General features: G+C 60.1%; 1 pseudogene. It reads right to left on the reverse strand.

Features of this window, described 5'->3' with window-relative positions:
- Nucleotides 1-424, reverse strand: a pseudogene (locus tag EXE42_RS19850) (hypothetical protein); the annotation flags it as partial.

Genomic DNA, 424 nt, shown 5'->3' on the forward strand with positions numbered 1-424 from the left:
GAGTCGCGGCCCCATCCGGGTTTGCTCACACTCAAGATGGTGATTGGCGGCCGTCGCGACCGGTACTGTGAACTCGTCGATCGTACTCCGAGTAACGAGTACCGGGACGTCGTAGCTGTCGGCGTACGTCGCTAGTCGAGCGAGGGTTCTCGCTTGGAGTGTTTCCGCGTGCTGTTCCCTGAGTGTGTCATCGCTGCGATACTGGGCGTCGACAGCCGGTGCGACGATGAGCGACGGGGTGTGTGGAGACGAGTTTTCGTTTTGTACCGTTGACTGTCGACCGGATGTGTCGGTGACAGCGGTCGATTTCTGGATGCTCTGGTTTACTGTCGTCGGGAGATTGTCGACAGCGCCGTAGTGCTGGTACGCGGTGAATCCACGTGCGACGTGGATCCGGTCGAGCAACCGCTGGCTCGGTGTGATC

Origin of the sequence: Halorubrum sp. SP3, assembly GCF_005435195.1 — an archaeon.
GTDB lineage: Archaea > Halobacteriota > Halobacteria > Halobacteriales > Haloferacaceae > Halorubrum > Halorubrum sodomense.